The following is a 17,369-nucleotide window of genomic DNA, read 5'->3' as shown; positions in this document are numbered from 1 at the left end:
CCCGGCAGGAACTCAGCGGACCAGGTCCCGCATCAGCTCCAGCAGGCGTTCGGCGGAGTTGGCCCAGGTGAACTTCGCCGCCTGACCGCGAGCCGCGGCGATCAGATCCGCACGCGTCCGGGGATCCTCCACGGCACGCACCGCGGCGGCGAAGTCCTTCGACGACCCCGGATCGAAGAACTTCGCGTGTCCCCCGGTCACCTCGTGGAAGATCTCCAGGTCGCTGCAGACCACCGGCGTCCCCGCGTTCATCGCCTCGATGATCGGCAACCCGAAACCCTCGTCCCGCGAAGCGGTCACCAAGGCGCTGGCCCTGCCGAGCAGCGCCTGGTAGTCGCTTTCGCTGATGCCATGCCAGAAAACAACATCGGCGTCCGGAGGCAGCTGCGCGCGCAATTCCGCCTCGCGCGCGGCTGCGATCCGGCTGACCAGGTGCAACCGGTGTTCCGGAAGGAGAGCCATGCCCGCGATCAACGTTTCCACGTTCTTGTACGGCATGAACGAGCCCATGTACACGAGTTCCCGCGGCCCACCCGGCTGCGCACCGGAATCGGCGTCGGGCTCCCCGTTGCCGGCGTCGTTCCCCGATGACGGGGACGGTGCATTGTGGACAACCGTCACCGAGCGCCGGGTGAGCCGGTGTTCCTCGATGAGCTTGCGGGTCGTCTCGCTGACCGTGACCACCGCGTCAGCCCGGTTGAGCATGACCCGCTGCGGCCAGAACGCCTTGTGGTAGAGCCGCCACGCGATGCGCACCGGCAGCGGCAGGAAACCCGGCGGCTGCGGGTGCCGGTAGTAGATCAGGTCGTGCAGCGTGAGGACGAGCCGGTAGTCGCGCCGGAAGCCGCCGATCACCTGCATCGGGCTGAACACGACGTCCGCACCGAGCCGGTTGAGTGTGCGGGAAAGCCACAACTCCCGCGGCGAGAAGGGGCTGTTGACCTTCACGTGCGGAACCCCGGAGGGCAGCAGTCGCAGCTGCCGCTCGTCATGGATCAACATCGTCACCGGATGGAGGTGGTGCAATGCCTCGATCAAGCTCGCGCCGAAGCGGCTGATCCCGTCGTGCTGATCGGTTCGCGTCCAACGCGCGTCGACGAAGACGTTCATCGTCGCCGCCCCGGCCTCGCCCGAACGCTGGCCGGAGGTACCGCTCCCGTGCTGTCCGACGCCGGTCATGGCGTTCCGAGGAATCGTCGGATCGCTTCGGCCGCCGGCTCCGGCGTCTCGTAGTGCACCAGGTGGCCGACGTCCGGAATCACCACGAGTTCGGCGTCCGCGAACCGGGCCGCCAGCGCCCGCTGTCCGGCCAGGGGCGCGATCTCGTCGGACTCCCCCGCGATCAGCAGGGTCGGCATCCCGAGCTCGTCGACGTGGTCCGCGACGGTGTGCGTCACCGAAGCCTCGAAGGTCTCGCTGAGCAGCGCCGGGCTGTGGAAGCGGCTGAAGTACCGCAGGTGGTTCTCGTCGATGAACCCGCGCAGCTGCTTGTCCTTCGTCCGCGTCATCGCCCGGCTCGCGGCGAGCACGACCCACCGGTTGCTCAGCAACGAGTGCCCGGCCCGGAGCGGCAGCCGCTTGCCCAGCGTGTAGTAGGCGGAGGTCAGCCCGGACAGCACCACGCGTGGCCCACGCAGCGCGGGCGTCGCGATCGGGTTGATCAGCACTAGGCGGCGGACGAGTTCCGGCGAGGCGGCGGCGACGCGCGACGCCACGATCGAGCCGAAGGAGTGCCCGATCAGCACCACCGGCCGGGTTCGGCCGCCGAGCCGCTCGATGAGTTCGGTGATGACGTGCGCGTAACCGGCGACGTCGTGCCGTCGCCCGGTCATCGGCCCGGAGTCCCCGAACCCGGGCAGGTCCGGGATCACGACGCGCTGGTCCGGCAGGCTCGCCGCGACGAGTTCCAGGCCGTGGTGGGTACCGCGCAGGCCGTGGACCATCACCACCGTCTCGGCTGCGTCAACCGGTTCGGTCGACGCGACCGGCGCGGTGGAACCGCTCTCGGCGAGGTGGTCGCGGTAGACCCAGTAGTGCAGCTCGGCGCCGCTGATGTGCTCCACCCGCTCCGCGGGCTGGAGTTCCGGAACGATCATGTTGGGTCAGCTCGCCAGCTCGGTGCGGATCTCGTCGAGCTCGACGGTGCTCTCCGGGTCCGTCACGTGGTGGTAGATCGCCTCGAACCGGCCCAGGATCTCGTCGATGTCGTGACGGGACACAAACCGCTCGCTGGCCGCGCCCATCCGGTCGATCGTCGCGCGATCGCTGATCACGTCGTCGATCGCCCGGGCCAGGGCGTGCACGTCCCGCGGCGGGTAGAGCCAGCCGTTCTCCCCCGGCTGCACGAGGTGCGGCAGGGCCATGGCGTTGGCCAGCACCACCGGGGTGCCCGCCGACATGGCTTCCATGGTGGCCAGGCTCTGCAGCTCGGCGATGCTGGGCATGCAGAACAGGTCCGCGCGGGCGTAGGCGTCCAGGAGTTCGTCATCGCTGAGGAACCCGTGGAAGTGCACCCGGTCGGCGATGCCGAGTTCCACCGCGAGCTGCTCGAAGGCGTCGCGACGGCTGCCATTGCCGACGATCTCCAGCCGCGTCGGCACCTCGGTGCGCAGCAGCGCCATGGCCCGCAGCAGGTCGTCGATGTGCTTCTCCTCGTCGAGGCGCCCGACGAACAGCACGGTGCGGGTGGCGGGGTCCGGGTGCTGCTTGCGGTAGCTCCGGGCCCGCCGCCGGTACCGCTCGACGTCGATGCCGCAGGAGACCGGCAGCGCCAGGTCGGCGAACCCGTTCTCCTGCAGCAGCTGGACGGCGCGCGGGGTCGGCGCGGTGACGAGCTGCGCCTTCCCGTAATGCTTGACCAGGTTGTGCCACAGCAGGCGGCCGGCCGCCTGCTGGAGGAACTCCGGGACCTTGAAGTAGCCGAAGATGTTCTCCGGCATGAAGTGGTTGGTGGCGATCAGCCCGATGTCCCGGCGGCGCGCCGAGTTGATCAGGCCGCGGCAGATGAAGAAGTGCGACTGCACGTGCACGACGTCGGGCTGGATCTCGGCGATCAGCCGGTCCGCCTGGCGGGCCTGCCAAGGGAGGAGGCCCCGGATCGACGGGTGGAACGGCGAGCCGTAGGAGGCGACGCGGTGCACGGTCACGCCGTCCTCGACCTCGGAGCGCGACTCCCGGTCCGTCGAGTGGCAGACGACGTGCACGTCGTGGCCGCGACCGGACAGCCCGGTCGCCAGGCGGTGGCCGAAGTTCGCCGCCCCGTTCACGTCGGGGGGGTAGGTGGTCGCGCCGACCACGATCCGCATCGGGCGCCTGCTGGGCGGTTGCGAAGTCAAGTGGAACTCCCGTCAGGACGATCTGTCGAACTCGGTCCGGCAAGATCACTGCTGCCGTTCGAAGTGTTCGGTGAGGTCGCAGTGGTCACGGTGGTCGAGGGGAGCGCAGCGGCGGCGGGCTCGCTCCGTTCCTGGGTGTCGGGGTGGTAGCGGGCCAGCGCGAAGACGCCCGCGCAGGCCACGACGGCGCACAGGCCCTCGCCAACGGCGGTCCAGGCGCTGACATGATCGGCCTCGCCGAGCAGGCCGATGCCCAGCCCCACCGCCACCAGCGGGTCGATCACGGTCAGGCAGGCCACCACGAGGTCCGGCGGGCCGCTGGCGTACCCGTGCTGCAGCAGCCAACCGCCGACGACCATTGCGACGACGATGCCGAGCAGCGGAAGCGGGTTGATGTCCAGCAGCTCGGTCGTGCCCAGCTGCTGAGCCACCGCCCGCATCAGCACCGACACGTACCCGTACGCCACCGCGCAACCGGCGGCGAAGAGGATGCAACGCGCCTTCGAGCGGGTCAGCATCGCGAGCACGCCCACCGCCAGGATCGCGCCGGCCACCAGCTGCGTCGCCAGCAGCTGCTCGTCACCGGCGATCGGGGTGGCCGTCGCGCTGCCCGCGGCGAGGAAGACGAAGGCGCCGACACCGCCGGTGGCCGCGACCACCGACAGCGCAACGCTGGGCTTGAGGTCCCGGGCGGTGATGCCCTGCTGCCTGAGGTTCAGCAGGACGGTGATCGGCAGCGCCAGCACTCCGACCGGCTGCACCACGCTCAGTGGTGCCAGGCCGAGCGCGCAGGCGTGCAGGACGGTGCCGCTACCGAGCGCGGCGAGGCCGCCCAGCCAGCGGGGGTTGCGGATGAGCTGGGCCTGGCTGCGGAGACCGAGTCCGCGGCCGTCCATCGCGTCGTGCACAGCGGCATGCTGCAGCCTCGCCCCCACGGCATAGCCGCAGGCCCCCAGTGCAGCGAGCAGCACCGCGAGCGCAGTCATCGTGGACCACGTCCCGCGACGGTGGCCGGATGGTGCTGCACGACCGGATCAGTCCTCTTCACCAGGCTGCGGGAACGTTCGGCTACCGAACACCCTAGTGCGCGATCCATGTCACGTCCCGCTTTCGAGCCCCGCGGCGTCCGCCGCGTCGGCCTGCTACCAGTATCGGGCTCCGAGCCCGCTGATTCCCGCCTTCGCTGTCCGTCCACACCGCTCAATCTCGCGTCTCGCGAGTCCGACTCACATCCGGGGCCGGACCCCCAATTTCCCTGAGACGTTCCGGGTTCGCACCCTGGGGCGTCCGCCGGGCCCCCAGGCCACGACGCCCCGGAACCGACCCCAGCACCCTGCCGGACCTGCGTAAACACGCTGCGGCACCGACCCGGCCAGCTCTCCGGGTAACCCGCACGCACATCCCGGCCCGCCCGGCGGGCATTACAGCAAAGCACGGAATTGCGGCGGCTCGTGAAACGTCAGACGAATATGTGCGAACCGATCCGGTGAACGAAAGTCGACCGCCAGGAGAAACAAGTGGAATGAACCCAACCGGTTTCGGAATCGTTGCACTCGCGCACGATGGAGGCGCGCCGGACGCACCTCGCGCGTGCGCTTCTGCACTGTCCGCCGGATCCACGTGCACGACTGTAGAACAACGTCGCTGAGGACTTTGCCAGCAACACATCCCGACTCGCCCGGAGGACGACGGCAGCGTCGCGACCGCAATCCCGCGGAATAGCGATGCGCCGCCGAAAACACCCCGTCAGCAGGGAAATCGGAAACAATGAAGATCAACTAATCATCGCGGAAACGGTGACGAATGCGACACCGCGACAACATCACGCCCCGCAAACCGTTCGCACACCGAAACAAATCGGTCACGACCCGTGATCAAATTCGGCTCATCCTCGGGGCCGAAGGCCGATGTGCGCTCGTCCGAGTGAGACGATGCACCCGTGGCTGCCGACTCTGATGTCTCCCAGCACGGCCGGACCGCGAAGCCGGAGCACCCCGCCGACGCCGACGAACGCAACGTGTTCGGTGCCAAGGCAGCCGTGGTGGCCGCATTGCTGGGCGGCGCGCTGCTGACCGCACTCGCCGCGACGGCCTACACCGCAGTCGGCACCATCCCCGGCCTCGCCGACCCGCCGCCGCTCGTGCACTTCGGCTTGCCCGTCGCCCGGGCCGTGCTCGACATCGCGGCACTCGGCACCGTCGGCCTGAGCCTGCTGCCGAAGCTGCTGGGCTTCGACCGCCCGAAGCACACCGAGCCGGTCATGGCGCTGGCCCGGCGGGTCACCGTGATCACCTCGCTGATCTGGATGCTCAGCGCCCTCGTCTCGCTGGTCCTGCACGCCGCGGAGCTCAGCCCTGGCCGGCCCGTGACCACCCAGCTGCTGATCGACTACGTCGCGAACGTGCCGGCCGGCCCCGGCCTGCTCGCCAGCGCCGGCGCCGGGCTGGTGTGCGCGGTGCTGGGCCTGCTCGCGGTCCGGTTCGGCGAGAGCGTCCCGGCGGAACTGCGCACCATCATCGCGCTGCTCGGCCTGCTCCCGATGCCGCTGACCGGCCACGCCACGGACTGGCAGTACCACGACTTCAGCATGATCTCGATGGAACTGCACGTCATCGGCGCAGCGATGTGGACCGGCGGTCTGGCCGCGATCGCGCTGTTCGTCGCCCCACGCCGCGGGCTGCTCGCCGAGGCCCTGCCGCGGTTCTCGAAGCTCGCCACCATCGCGATCTTCGTGGTCGGCGCCTCCGGGTTGTTCAACGGCCTGATGGTGCTGATCATCACGCCGACCGTCGGCCTGCCCGGCCTGATCAACACCGGCTACGGCCAGATCATCCTGGCCAAGACCGGCTGCCTGGTGCTGCTGGGCATCGTGGCGTCGCAGATGCGATTCCGCCTGCTGCCCCGCATCGCGCGCCACCAGCGCGCCGCGTTGATCGGCTGGGCCGCTGCCGAGGTCGGCGTGATGGGTATCGCCTACGGCTTGGGCGTCGTGCTCTCCCGCGCCCCGGTCATCGTCTGACCGCGCGACAGCAGCCGGCGCCCGCGCTCGGTTTCGACCAGGTACGAGATGCCCCACCACACCGCGGCGAACATGACCACCGTGTACAGCACCGACCAGTAGTCGGCAGGCGGCGCGGCGATGTAGGTCTGCTGCGCCCGCAGGGCGAGGTACGCCACCGCGGTCACGACCGCCGCTCCGGCGAACGGCCGGATGCGCGGCGCCAGCCGGAACGACAGGTCGATCGCCACCGCCCCGGCGAGCAGGAAGAACGGCACGGTCGAGATCGGGAAGTCGGCCGCCGCCAGCAATCCCCAGGCCACGCAACGGAAAACGAGGTAGCCGGCGGTGATGGTGGTCGCCGTCCAGCGGCGCCCGACCAGCTGCCGGGCCAGCAGCAGCGTGCCCAGCCCGGTCATGACCGCCCAGGTCGGGTAGACCCAGTCCGGCACCGGGAGCGTGAAGGACTCGACTGCGATCCAGTCCAGCGGCCGCCCGAGGTCGTCGGCGGCGAACTGCAGCAGGATGTCCTCGGCGTAGGGCGTGCCGCGCTCCCACGCCGCCAGCCCGAGCACGCCGTATTCCTGGTGCTGGTTGAGGAACAGGAAGTTGTCCAGCACCGTGAACCAGAGGAAGCAGGTGATCGGGTAGTAGTACCGGTCGCCGCCGCCGTAGCGGGCCCAGCCGCGGAGCAGGCCGACGCTCATCAGCCCGGTGCCGAGGTAGAGCAGGGCGTGCGACGGGCTCCACGCCGTGATGTCCAGCCCGTTGATCCGGTGGTTGATCACGTCCAGCGGCGCGGCGACCAGGAAGATGCCCAGCCCCCACTGCATCCAGCGCAGCGTGGCGCGATCGGCGCCGATGCCGGTGTAGGTGTGGAAGACCACCAATCCGATCACGATCACGGTGCCGACCGTGTTGATCATGTGCGGTGGCGCGAGGTCGTCGCGGAGCCACCGGAAATGCCAGCAGATGTCCCAGGTGGCGCCCGCGATCTTGAGCGCCATCGCGATCACCCACCAGCGATAGAGCGCGATCACGAGTTCCGGGGGAGCCTCCCGACCCGGCTCACCACGCGTCCAGTGGCTTCGGACCAGCTCAGCTGTACCCGCCATCGCGTTCACCTCCACCTTGCGCGATGTTCACGCGAAAAACGGTAGTCGGTACTGATCGCGAGCGTGCGGCAACGACGTACGCGGCAGTAACGTTTTGGGCAATTCGCCGGAAAAGCGCACGCCAGCGGAGCCTCGGACGCCCGTCACGAGGATCGCCGGGGGCTCCGTCGGGAGAACGGCGCTGTCTCAGCGCGGGATCTTCAGCACCTGGCCGACGTAGATCAGGTCCGGATCGGCGATGCCGTTGACCCGCGCAATCTCCCGCCAGTCGACGCCCAGCTTCTGCCCGATCTCGGAGAGCGTGTCGCCAGGCTGCACGACGTAGGTCTCCGCCGGCGGCGGAGGCGGCGGAGGCGGTGGGGCACCGGCCCCGGTGAGCACCTCCAGCGGGACCAGCGAGACGTTCACGTCGGTGTCGCCGGCGATCCCCGGAACCTTCCCGTCCGAGGCGTGCTGGTGGATGGCGACCCGGTCGGTGAGGTAGCCGGGCTCGCCCGGCGGGCGCCCGTAGTGCGCGACCCACAGGAACACGCCGGGGTCGACCCAGGTCTCCGGCGCGAGCTTGCTCTGGAACCAGGACGTCGAGGCGTAGACCACGATCTCGTGCCGCCCGGTGTGCCCGCGGACCGCGTCGATGAACCCCTTGATCCAGCCGCCGAGGTTCGGCGCGTCGGTCTCCATGTCCAGGCACGGCGGCAGGTTGCCCGGCGCGCTGGAGTTCAGCCGCGCCAGCTGGGCGGCGAAGTCGGCCGCGTCCTGCTGCGGCGAATTCGTGTCCGGGCGGGCGAAGTGGTAGAGCCCGGTGACCATCCCGGCGCCGCGGGCGCCGGCCAGCTGGGCGTCCAGGGTCGGGCTCACATATCCGATTCCCTCGGTCGCCTTGATGTACGTGAAGGCATATCCGGCGCCGCGAACCGCTCCCCAGTCTGGTTCCCCCTGATATCGCGCGACGTCAATGCCCGGAATTCGCTCGGCCATGATCAACCCCCTGACTTCGGCCTTTCTGCAGTTGCCAAACTATCGAAGTCGGGCAAAGAGGCAGTCCCGCCGTTCAGGTCAAGATCCCCACCCGATCGGTCGATATCTGCGCGATGCGTAACGGATTCGTGGCGCCGTGAATTACCCGAATCGGGTTGCACCTAGCCGTGACAAGACCTATTCGGCGCAGTCGTCCGTCACTCGATCCGCTGGTCGAGGCAGTCGATCGGGGCAACCGGAGCATCCGCCGCGCCACAGGTCACCAAGTCACCGACGGCGGAAAATCGACCGTGCGGGCAACCTCGCCAACGGCCGGACGTCTTCAGGAACAGCAGAGCAAATACCGACGACCCCGCCCGCGAGGCCGGGGACGGGAGGTGGTCACCGTGACCCCGAACCGATTGCGGATTTTCGGCTCGCGGACGCTCCAGGCGTCCGGGGCCCTGCTGATCGCCGGGCTGATGGCGGGCTGCGGAGCGCACAGCGCGCAAACCGCGCAGACCGGCCAGGTAATCACGGCACCGGAGCAGCACGTCCAGCCGGCACCACCGGCGACGAGCACGGATCCACGACCGGATCCCCAAGCTTCCGAGGCCGCCGGGAACGGCCCCGCCACGGGCGGCAGCACGACGCCGGCCTCGTCGCCGGGGCGCGTCCAGCCGAAGAAGGTGGAGCGCTGCCACACCTCGATGCTCACGGGCTCCGTGGAGGGCGCCGAAGCCGGAGCGGGCCAGCGCTACGCCGAGCTGGTGCTGCGCAACTCCAGCAATGAGACCTGCACGCTCTACGGCTACGGCGGGATGCAGCTGGTCGACGCCTCCGGCCAGGCGGTGCCCACCAAGATGGAGCGGACGCCGAACCCCGGCCCGGGCCTGATCACGCTGGCGCCTGGTGAGTCGGCCCGCGCGACGCTGCACTGGACGGCCGTCCCGCACGAGGGCGAGCCGATGGACGGCCCCTGCCAGCCGACTCCGGTGCGTGCGCAGGTCATCCCGCCGGACGAGACCGACGCGCTCCCCGTCGCCTGGAACGTGGGCCCGGTCTGCGGGTTCGGCAGCATCGACAACAGCGCGTACCACCAGTGACGACAGCGCGGCTTCGCGCGGAATCGGCGCTCCCGCACCGGGAGCCGGTCGATTTCGCGCGAAATCGCCGTTCGACGGGTAAGGGCCGGGGTTGGCCCGACCGGATGAGGTGTGCTGGGGTGGCGGCATGATCGAGTCAACGGATCGAGTGGTCAGCGGACGGCACGGCGAGCTGGCGGTGCGCGAGTGGTCGGGGACCAACCCCGGCTGGATCGCGCTGGTCGTGCACGGCTACGGCGAGCATTCCGGCCGGTACCAGTGGGTCGCGGAGCAGCTGGTCGGCGCCCGCGCGCTGGTCTACGCCCCGGACCACATCGGGCACGGCCGCTCCCCCGGCGACCGGGTCTACTTCGAGGACGCCGAGACGATCGTCGCCGATCTGGAGGAGCTCCGCAGGCAGGTCACCGCCGAGCACCCGGACCTGCCGGTCGTCCTCATCGGTCATTCGATGGGCGGGATGCTCGCCGCCCGCTACGCGCAGGAGCACCAGGAGCACCTGGCCGCGGTCGTGCTGTCCGCGCCGGTGCTGGGCACCTGGCACGTGCTCGACCTGCTGGAGCACGACGAGATCCCGGAGGCCCCGATCGATCCGGCGATCCTGTCCCGCGACCCCGAGGTCGGCGCGGCGTACATCGCCGATCCGCTGGTCTGGCACGGCCCGTTCAAGCGCGCCACGCTGCAGGCGATCGACGAGTGCCTGCTGGCCATCAACGACGGGCCGACGCTGGACCGGCCAACGCTGTGGGTGCACGGCGAGGACGACGAGCTGGTCCCGGAGGCCGACACCCGCACCGGCATCGACCGGATTCGCGGCGGCGAGTTCCACGAGCACATCTACCCGGGCGGCCGCCACGAGCTGTTCAACGAGATCAACAAGGACGAGGTGATGAACGACGTCCTCACCTTCATCGGCCGCGAACTGAACTCGTGACCACTGGCCTCCGCGCGCTTTCGCAAGGACGAAGCCGGGCACGCGAATCATGTCCGAAAATGAAGGATCATTAATAGTGGTCGCCAAATAATCTCGATCATTACCTGTTCAGGTGAGGCGTGTCGCTTGCGCAGTTGCAGCTCAAGCGCTCCACGGGCAGCTTGAGGATTGCCGACGGGGGGTCGGCGCCTCCGGGCGAGGCGGAGCGAGCGAGGTGGCCATGAACGTCGAGCGCGCACAGGACCTGATCGGCACTCCGGTGTTCGACCGCAACGGCGACCGCGTCGGCCGGGTCGGGAACGTCTACGTCGACGACGTGACCCACCAACCGGAGTGGGTCACCGTCCGGATCGGCGTGTTCGGCGTCAAGGAGACCTTCGTGCCGCTGGCCGGCGCGACCACCGAGGAGAACCGCCTCGACCTGCGCGTCTCCAAGGACCGGGTGCGCAACGCCCCGCGCATCGAGGCCGAGCACGGCCACCTCTCCGATCAGGAAGGCCGCGACCTCTACCACTACTACGGCCTGGACCAGGGCGAACCGCCCACCGAGGCCGAACAGCGGCTCTAACAGTTGTTCGGGAATTCGCGGAAAGTGCGGTAGGGCGGGCTTTTGTTCTTGAAGCGGCGCAGCCGCTTAGCCCACCTACGCAGCTTGCACCGCCGCGGGTTCTCAGGTTCCGCTACCCGCACCGCCACGCAAAACGAGCCTGGAAACTAGTTCCTGGCGTAGGACTCGGCGATCTCGTCGCTGGTGGTCAGCCACACGCCCTCGTGGCCGGTGATGTACTCCAGCGCCTGGTCCAGGTACTTGGCCCGGAACGGCTGGCCGATGACGAACGGGTGCAACGCCAGCGACATCACCCGCCCGCTGTCCGCCGACTCGGCGTAGAGCTGGTCGAACTGGTCCTTGACCGCCTGCAGGAAGTCCGGGCCGCTCACCCCGGTGCCCACGAACATCGTCACGTCGTTGAGCTCGGTCTGGTACGGCACGCTGAGCAGGCCGGGCACGTTCAGCCGGTACGGCTGGTCGTCGTTGCTCCAGTCGAGCACGTACCGCAGGCCGAGTTCCGCGAGCAGCTCCGGGGTGTGGAACGTTTCGGTCAGCCCCGGCCCCATCCACCCGCGCGGGCGGGTGCCGGTCGCGGCCTCGATGGTGTCCACCACGTCCCGCAGGTAGGCGCGTTCCTCGTCGACCGGCATGTCCGCCTGCAGGATCGAGTTGTTCTTGCCGTGCGCCAACCAGGCCCAGTCGCGCTGCTTGCCCGCGTCGATGATCTGCGGGTTGTGCTCGGTGACGTCGGAGTTCAGCAGCACGCTGGGGCGGATGCCGTGCCGGTCGAAGATGTCCACCAGCCGCCAGATGCCGACCCGCGGGCCGTAGTCCCGCCAGCCGTAGTTCAGCGGGTCGGGCGCGAGGTCCCTGGTCCCGGCGAAGATGCTGGTGGACGGCCGGTCGATCTCGTAGTGCTCGACGTTGAGGCCCACGTAGAACGCCAGCCGGGCGCCGTCCGGCCACCGCACCGGGGCGCGGTCGACGATCGGGCTGTAGTCGAAGAGCTGGTTGTGCACTGCCGCCTCCTGATCGGACTGGCCGCGGCGGGTTTTCCCTGCTATCGCGGCGTTTTCCGGGTGTTGCGGCCATGCTCCAACCGTCACACCAGTGTGAGGGTCAAACGGGTCGGTTGTGTCGTCGGACACAAGCCGACCGCCCGCGTGTCGCGACTTCACCTGATCATCCGTTCGACGTTCCGGTTCAGTGCGCGAGAATGCTTCTCGCGATGGCTGAGAACACCGAGCTCGAATTGCTGATCACCGTTGTCGTCGCGGCCGACGACGAGACCGCCGCCCGCGCCGCCTGCCGCGGCCTGGTGCGGCGGATCGACGGCCGGATCGTGGCGTCCGGGGACTGCTCCGACGAGGAGCCCGGCTGCTGGTCGGTCACGATCAGCCGGGCCAGCGCGGAAACCGCGCAGCACGTGGCCGGGTTGTCCCGCGCGGTGCGCAACTTCCTGCGCGAGCTCGGGCCCGACTACGCCAGGCACCGGGTGTCCTGCGAGCCGCCGACCGCGTGGACGGTGGTGGAGCACCCGGAGCTGGTGGGCGATCTGGTCGCCGGCGGCGAGCGACTGCTGGTCGAGGCGTGGTCCGGCGGGTCGATCCTGTTCGGCAGGTCCGACCCCGGCGACCCGGACGAACCGCCGGCGGAGGCGCCGGAAGGCATCGGCGACCTGGACGAACGCGGCAATCCGCGCCCGCGGCTGCGACTGCTCGTGGACGTGGTCACCGAGCGGCGGGCGGGCGCGGAGTGGCCGGCGCGGGCGGTGGCCAGCCGCCTGTCGCACACGGCCGCGATCACCGAGTACGCGGTGGATCCGCCGCTGGTCCGGGTCGCGATGGACCTCGGGCCGGCGCTCGGCGACCTGCCGGAGATCGTGCTCGGCGCGATTTCGACTCTCGGCGGCAACGGCTGGTCGCGGCTGCGCGTCGACGAACACCGCGCCACCGCCCGGTGGTCGGCAGCGCCGACACCGCCGTCCGGCGTCGCGGCGATCGAGGTGTCCGCCGTCGAGGCCGAAGCCGACGAACCACAATCCACAGTGGGCACCACGGGCCACGGCTAACCGGCGATCGGCCGCGATTTCAATGGAAATCGAAGGCCCGATTTCCATTGAAATTGCGGGCACACCGGAGGACTGAACGGACAAAAGCGGCATTTCAGGAGGGCGTTCTGCCGGCCGGGTGATCAATTTCCCTGGTCGTCACGTACCGCGATCGCATCGTGATCATCCGCACCCACCTGCCTGCGCCGTCGCCGCCACCGGGCGCTAACTTGTGGACCGATACAGCGTTGTGCACCACGGAGGTCCAGAGTCCAGATGGCGGGCGTCGAAGAAGTTCGCGCGGGAATTGCCTTGGCAAATCAGAAGATGCAGGAAAGCATCGCCGCCCTGCAACAGGGCAACCTCGCGCTCGAAGAGGCGCAATCGGCCCTTGTCACCGCCACCCAGGGCAGCTCCCAGGAGGAGATGCAGCACGCGCACGGCTCGCTCGCCGAGGTGATGCAGGTGATCAGCGGCGTGCAGGCGCAGATCAGCGCCACGATCAACGCCACCGAGGGCTACTCGGGCCGCCTCTAGGTTCCGGCCGCTCGGTGCAACGACAGAAGTCCAACCCGACCTCGTAGACAGGCTCTGTGGCACCGTGTCGACACTCGACGAACTGATCCAGACGTTGCGCCTCGTGGAGGAACACCTGGCGGACGCGGGCGCCCACCTCGGCACCAGCCGGACCGCGCTGGCCGAGGCGGAGCAGGCGCTGGCGAAGCTCGACCCGGAACACCCGGAGACGGTGGTGCCGCCGAGCCTGCACCGCGCAGATGACCAGATCGAGCGATCCCAGGGGATGATCGAGCACGTCCTCAACACGGTGCGCGACTTCGCCACCCGGTTGTAGGACGCGGCGGCGTTCTCGGCATTCGGCGCTCAACCGAGCCACATTCGCCCTCGTGCATGGGTGTACCAGGGGCCTGCTCGGCTCCTCGTCGAGTGGTATTTTGATCACGGTCTGTAACACGGGTTCCGAGGTGGGGCGTGGGTAAACGCAACGAGCGGCGGAGTCGGATCGAAGCGGCCTTCGAGCGCCTGCGAACCAGCATCGCCTCCGCGCTCGGCGCCGCCGAGCAGGAGCACGACCGCGTCCTCGCCGAATGCTCGCAGCAGGAGTTCGCGCTGCGCATCGCCCAGGTCGGGGTGGCCGCGGCGGAACGCGAACCGGCGGAGATCGCCGACCCCCAGAATCCGGGCTTCCAGGCCGCGATGCGGGAGGCGCTGCGCGAGCGGGCGGAGATCTACGCCGAGTGGACCGAGCAGGGCCCGGAGCAGCTCGGCGGGCTCGTCGCAGAGGCGGCTCCCGGCGCCGCGGGGCTTCCGTGGCCGGAATGGCTCGGCGAGGTCGGCACCCAGGACGCCGCCGCGCCACCGCCCGAGCTGTGGCGGATCGGCACCGCGACCGTCCCGGATTCGCCCGACCCGCAACCGTTCCCGGCCGCCGTCCCACTGCTGGACGAGTCGCACCTGCGGATCGTCACCGATGGCAACCCGGAATCCGCCGAAACCCTGGTGCAGAACCTGCTGCTGCGGCTGCTCAGCCGGTTCCAGCCCGGTCTGGTGCGCATCCACGTCTGGGACGTCGCGCAACTGACCGGAACGCTGCCCGGGCTCTACCCGCTGACCCGCGCGGGCCTGCTGACGGCGCACGATCCGACCCGGCTCGACGAGATGCTCGAAGCGCTCTCCGACCACATCCGGCGGATCCACACCAGTTCGCTGGTGGGCGGCCACACCTCGCTGCGCTCCCTGGCCGCGGAAAGCGGGCACCGCTCGGAGCCCTGGCGGGTCGCGGTGCTGTTCGGCAACGGCGAGGCGCTGCGCGAGGAGCAGCAGCAACAGCTGCAGCGGATCGCGCGCAACGGCCTGGCCTGCGGCATCCAGCTGATCGTCGTGGACCTCTCGCTGACCGTGAACAGCGCGATCGAGTCCATCCGGCTGCTCGGCGGCGACCGAGCGCGCACCAGCATGACCGGGCCGGAAGCCGTTGTGCAGCTGGACGAATCGCCGTCGCGCAACGAGGTCACCAAGGCGTGCTCGGCGATCGCGGAGGCGTTCCTCGCCCGGCGGGCGCGGGTGCGGACCTTCGACGACCTGGTGCCGGAGCAGCTGTGGACGCAGCGCTCGACGGCGGGGCTGCACGCGCCGGTCGGGTTCAACGAGGGCGAACCGGTGTGGATCACCCTCGGCGACGGCAGCCCGCACACCCTGATCGGCGGCCCCAGCGGATCGGGCAAGACGAACTTCCTCTACGGCATGCTCGGCGGGCTCGCGGCCCGCTACTCGCCGGACGAGCTGGAGCTCTACCTGCTGGACTTCAAGGAAGGCGTGTCGTTCGCCCAGTTCACCCCGGGCCGCCGCGACCCGAGCTGGCTGCCGCACGCGCAGCTGGTCGGGGTGAACGTCAACACCGACCGCGAGTTCGGGCTGGCGCTGCTGCGCTTCCTGGCCGACGAAATGCGGCGGCGCGCGGAGTCCGCCAAGGAGCACGAGGTCACCAAGCTGGAGGAGCTGCGCGCCGAGGACCCGAACGGCCGGTGGCCGCGGATCGTCGCCGTGATCGACGAGTTCCAGTACCTCTTCGCCGAGCGCGACCCGGTCACGGCGCAGGCCGCCGCGCTGCTGGAGGACGTCGCGCGGCGCGGCCGGTCGCAGGGCATCCACCTGGTGCTGGCCAGCCAGGACGTGTCCGGGATCGAGGCGTTCTGGGGCAAGCCGGCGATCTTCGAGCAGTTCATCCTGCGGATCGCGCTGCCCAAGGCGCGGCGGGTGCTGGCCGACCAGAACAACGCCGCGCTGGAGCTGCCGCGCTGGCACGCGGTCGTCAACCACGAGTCGGGCGTCAAGCACGGCAACGAGATCGCGCGCATCCCGGACGCCACCGCGAAGAACACCTTCGATGCGCTGCAGCAGGAGCTGTGGAAGCGGCGCGACGAGAACGACCCGCCGCCGCGGTTGTTCGACGGCTCGAACCTGCCCGCGCTGTCCACACTGGACGACTACGCGAAGCTGCGGGCGCCGGTGGCGGTGCCGAAGGTCCTGCTCGGGCAGATCATCGACGTCAACGGCACGGCCGCCGCGGTCCGGCTCGTGCGCTCGCCGGGACGCAACATCGCGGTGATCGGCTCGGTGCTGGCGGATGCGACCAGCGTGCTCGGCACGGCGACGCTTTCCCTGGCGCGCCAATACGTTCCGGGCAGCATCAAGTTCACCATCGCGACCCTGCTCGACGACGTCGACGACGACGCGCGCGGCGTCGCCGAGGCGTTGCGCATCGACGGTCATGACGTCGAGCTGGTCGGTCTGGACGGCATCGAGGCCGCGCTGGCCGCCACCGCCGAGACGATCGACCAGCGATCCGGCGCCGACGTGCCGCACGTCCTGGTGCTCTACGCCGCCGACGCGGCGCACACCACGCTGGAGCGCAAGGACCCGACCACCCGCGTCAGCGGGCTCGACCACCTCCGGAAGATCCTCAAGCAGGGTCCCGAATTGCGGGTGCACGTGATCGGCTGGTGGCGCAGCGCGCAGCGCGTGAAGAACACCCTCGGCATGGGCCCGGTCGACGACATCGGCGCCTGGGTCGCCTTCGACGTGCACGGCCAGGAGCTGGCTGCGTTCGCGGCCGGGCAGGTGGTCAACTGGTCGCCGCGGGCGCGGCGCGGCCTGTTCTTCGACCGCGCGGTGCACTCCCGGCCCGAGGTGATCCTGCCCTTCGACCTCGGCGACCAGGCGAAGCCGGTGCCGGCGGTCCCGGCGCCGCGAGCGGCGGACGAGCGGTGCGAGATCCGGGAGGAAGCCGGTGACTGAGCAGATTCCGGCCGCGGAGCGGTACAGGGAGATCACCGCGCGGGCCACCACGGCCGCGCAGCAGCTGCGCAAGCACGAGCGCGAGCGGGCCGACGAGCTCGGCGAGGCGGTCGCGGCGGGGAAGCAGCGCCGGGAGGCCGCCGACGAGCAGCGCGAGAAGGTGTTCGACGACGTGCGCAAGCGGTGGAACGCCGCGATGGAAGCGCTGTGGAACGAGCGGTGGATGCGGGTCACGAGCATGCCCGACCCGGACCGCAAGGCCGCACCGTCCACACCGGACGATTCTCGTCGAGATGTCCAGCAGGCCTACATGGCGTTCTACAACGCGCTCGAGAAGCCCCGCTTCGCCGCAAGCCTCCGCCCCCGCCGCAAGAAGGATTCCTAAGAGTTCCTAACAAAGGGTTTTGATGTGTCGAAAGCAGATGATGCAGGTGGCCAGGCCGAGGAACGCCTCGTGGATGTCGGCGCGGCGTTCCCAGCGGATGCGCAGGCGTCGCATGCTGTGGTACCA

16 protein-coding genes and 1 pseudogene are annotated in these 17,369 nt (G+C 69.7%); 9 read left to right on the top strand and 8 right to left on the bottom strand.

The window, feature by feature from the left end:
* Positions 1-12: 12 nt before the first annotated feature.
* The 4 genes from E1288_RS23220 to E1288_RS23205 are packed head-to-tail and all read right to left on the bottom strand — an operon-like array spanning position 13 to position 4,321.
* Entirely contained in the window at positions 13-1,179 is a 1,167-nt protein-coding gene (locus E1288_RS23220; RefSeq protein WP_235883755.1) for a glycosyltransferase family 4 protein, read from the bottom strand.
* Positions 1,176-2,096, bottom strand: a complete 921-nt coding sequence (locus E1288_RS23215) for an alpha/beta fold hydrolase (RefSeq protein ID WP_132488418.1) — start codon at positions 2,094-2,096, stop codon at positions 1,176-1,178. The genes E1288_RS23220 and E1288_RS23215 overlap by 4 nt, the downstream gene beginning before the upstream one ends.
* Positions 2,097-2,102: 6 nt before the next feature.
* Positions 2,103-3,335, bottom strand: a complete 1,233-nt coding sequence (locus tag E1288_RS23210; RefSeq protein WP_132488416.1) for a glycosyltransferase — start codon at positions 3,333-3,335, stop codon at positions 2,103-2,105.
* Positions 3,332-4,321, bottom strand: a complete 990-nt coding sequence (locus tag E1288_RS23205; protein WP_132488414.1) for a DMT family protein — start codon at positions 4,319-4,321, stop codon at positions 3,332-3,334. The genes E1288_RS23210 and E1288_RS23205 overlap by 4 nt, the downstream gene beginning before the upstream one ends.
* 953 nt (positions 4,322-5,274) lie before the next feature.
* Here E1288_RS23205 and E1288_RS23200 point away from each other — a divergent pair.
* The gene (locus E1288_RS23200) at positions 5,275-6,354 is read left to right on the top strand and encodes a copper resistance D family protein (RefSeq protein ID WP_132488412.1); all 1,080 of its coding nucleotides are present in this window, start codon (positions 5,275-5,277) and stop codon (positions 6,352-6,354) included.
* Here E1288_RS23200 and E1288_RS23195 read toward each other — a convergent pair.
* A complete protein-coding gene (locus E1288_RS23195) occupies positions 6,309-7,448 on the bottom strand; it encodes a hypothetical protein (protein ID WP_235883754.1) in 1,140 nt (379 codons plus the stop codon). The genes E1288_RS23200 and E1288_RS23195 overlap by 46 nt on opposite strands.
* A 186-nt stretch (positions 7,449-7,634) precedes the next feature.
* Complete coding sequence (locus E1288_RS23190; protein WP_132488410.1) at positions 7,635-8,426, bottom strand: GH25 family lysozyme; 792 nt, start codon at positions 8,424-8,426, stop codon at positions 7,635-7,637.
* A gap of 386 nt (positions 8,427-8,812) precedes the next feature.
* Between E1288_RS23190 and E1288_RS23185 the strand changes: the two genes are divergently transcribed.
* The 3 genes from E1288_RS23185 (at position 8,813) to E1288_RS23175 (ending at position 11,010) form a co-directional block, all read left to right on the top strand.
* Positions 8,813-9,511, top strand: a complete 699-nt coding sequence (locus E1288_RS23185) for a DUF4232 domain-containing protein (RefSeq protein ID WP_235883753.1) — start codon at positions 8,813-8,815, stop codon at positions 9,509-9,511.
* Between the two features lie 127 nt (positions 9,512-9,638).
* Positions 9,639-10,442, top strand: coding sequence for an alpha/beta hydrolase (locus E1288_RS23180; protein ID WP_132488408.1), 804 nt, complete (start codon positions 9,639-9,641; stop codon positions 10,440-10,442).
* A gap of 220 nt (positions 10,443-10,662) precedes the next feature.
* Positions 10,663-11,010 carry a PRC-barrel domain-containing protein gene (locus tag E1288_RS23175; RefSeq protein ID WP_132488406.1) on the top strand — a complete coding sequence of 116 codons (348 nt, stop codon included), beginning with the start codon at positions 10,663-10,665 and terminating at the stop codon, positions 11,008-11,010.
* A 146-nt stretch (positions 11,011-11,156) separates the two neighbouring features.
* On the opposite strand, the gene E1288_RS23170 is transcribed toward E1288_RS23175, so the two are convergent.
* A complete protein-coding gene (locus E1288_RS23170) occupies positions 11,157-12,011 on the bottom strand; it encodes a polysaccharide deacetylase family protein (RefSeq protein ID WP_132488404.1) in 855 nt (284 codons plus the stop codon).
* Between the two features lie 209 nt (positions 12,012-12,220).
* Here E1288_RS23170 and E1288_RS23165 point away from each other — a divergent pair, with 209 nt between their 5' ends.
* From E1288_RS23165 to E1288_RS23145, 5 genes are all read left to right on the top strand, one after another.
* Positions 12,221-13,063 carry a hypothetical protein gene (locus E1288_RS23165; protein WP_132488402.1) on the top strand — a complete coding sequence of 281 codons (843 nt, stop codon included), beginning with the start codon at positions 12,221-12,223 and terminating at the stop codon, positions 13,061-13,063.
* Between the two features lie 255 nt (positions 13,064-13,318).
* Complete coding sequence (locus tag E1288_RS23160; protein WP_132488400.1) at positions 13,319-13,579, top strand: hypothetical protein; 261 nt, start codon at positions 13,319-13,321, stop codon at positions 13,577-13,579.
* 64 nt (positions 13,580-13,643) lie between these two features.
* On the top strand, positions 13,644-13,895 hold the full coding sequence (locus tag E1288_RS23155) for a hypothetical protein (RefSeq protein ID WP_132488398.1): 252 nt from the start codon (positions 13,644-13,646) through the stop codon (positions 13,893-13,895).
* Between the two features lie 137 nt (positions 13,896-14,032).
* Complete coding sequence (locus tag E1288_RS23150) at positions 14,033-16,858, top strand: FtsK/SpoIIIE domain-containing protein (protein WP_132488396.1); 2,826 nt, start codon at positions 14,033-14,035, stop codon at positions 16,856-16,858.
* Entirely contained in the window at positions 16,851-17,243 is a 393-nt protein-coding gene (locus E1288_RS23145) for a hypothetical protein (protein WP_132488394.1), read from the top strand. Before E1288_RS23150 ends, E1288_RS23145 begins: the two co-directional genes overlap by 8 nt.
* A gap of 6 nt (positions 17,244-17,249) precedes the next feature.
* Here the strand turns inward: E1288_RS23145 and E1288_RS48920 are convergent.
* Positions 17,250-17,369, bottom strand: a pseudogene (locus E1288_RS48920) (IS5/IS1182 family transposase); the annotation flags it as partial.

This window comes from Saccharopolyspora elongata (assembly GCF_004348985.1).
GTDB classification, from domain to species: domain Bacteria; phylum Actinomycetota; class Actinomycetes; order Mycobacteriales; family Pseudonocardiaceae; genus Saccharopolyspora; species Saccharopolyspora elongata.
This window is presented reverse-complemented; position numbering and strand designations above follow the sequence as displayed.

Bases quoted from the DNA above. Each gene is read 5' to 3' on its own strand.
- E1288_RS23220 (WP_235883755.1), bottom strand. From the start codon at position 1,179: ATGACCGGCGTCGGACAGCACGGGAGCGGTACCTCCGGCCAGCGTTCG.
- E1288_RS23195 (WP_235883754.1), bottom strand. From the start codon at position 7,448: ATGGCGGGTACAGCTGAGCTGGTCCGAAGCCACTGGACGCGTGGTGAG.
- E1288_RS23175 (WP_132488406.1), top strand. From the start codon at position 10,663: ATGAACGTCGAGCGCGCACAGGACCTGATCGGCACTCCGGTGTTCGAC.
- E1288_RS23190 (WP_132488410.1), bottom strand. From the start codon at position 8,426: ATGGCCGAGCGAATTCCGGGCATTGACGTCGCGCGATATCAGGGGGAA.
- E1288_RS23165 (WP_132488402.1), top strand. From the start codon at position 12,221: ATGGCTGAGAACACCGAGCTCGAATTGCTGATCACCGTTGTCGTCGCG.
- E1288_RS23180 (WP_132488408.1), top strand. From the start codon at position 9,639: ATGATCGAGTCAACGGATCGAGTGGTCAGCGGACGGCACGGCGAGCTG.
- E1288_RS23160 (WP_132488400.1), top strand. From the start codon at position 13,319: ATGGCGGGCGTCGAAGAAGTTCGCGCGGGAATTGCCTTGGCAAATCAG.
- E1288_RS23215 (WP_132488418.1), bottom strand. From the start codon at position 2,096: ATGATCGTTCCGGAACTCCAGCCCGCGGAGCGGGTGGAGCACATCAGC.
- E1288_RS23205 (WP_132488414.1), bottom strand. From the start codon at position 4,321: ATGACTGCGCTCGCGGTGCTGCTCGCTGCACTGGGGGCCTGCGGCTAT.